The sequence below is a fragment of the Escherichia sp. MOD1-EC7003 genome (assembly GCF_002965065.1).
In the GTDB taxonomy this organism is placed as follows: domain Bacteria; phylum Pseudomonadota; class Gammaproteobacteria; order Enterobacterales; family Enterobacteriaceae; genus Escherichia.
In genome coordinates this window covers 1-202 of sequence record NZ_PTRE01000317.1, presented here as the reverse complement: position 1 = coordinate 202, position 202 = coordinate 1, and the positions used below count along the sequence as shown (strand labels likewise).

The 202-nt window shown below is 57.4% G+C and carries 1 protein-coding gene; it reads right to left on the bottom strand.

The features are described 5' to 3' along the window. Window positions 1-12: 12 nt before the first annotated feature. Window positions 13-202, bottom strand: a 190-nt coding sequence (locus tag A7090_RS26330; RefSeq protein ID WP_206748401.1) for a hypothetical protein, incomplete at its 5' end; no start/stop codon positions are given.

The window sequence follows — 202 nt, the reverse complement described above, 5'->3', positions numbered from 1 at the left end:
GCCTTATCCAACCTACGGATGGCAATGCTTTTCCTCATTCATCCAGATCCGCATTTCGCCTTCCCCCCGGTTAGCCCAGCTAAACCACGGGATAAACGTCAGAGTTTGCGGCTGGCCTACGTTCTCGCACCGACTCGTAGGCCTGATAAGACGCGTTAAGCGTCGCATCAGGCAATGTGCCCCCTGCGTTGGATGCGGCGCG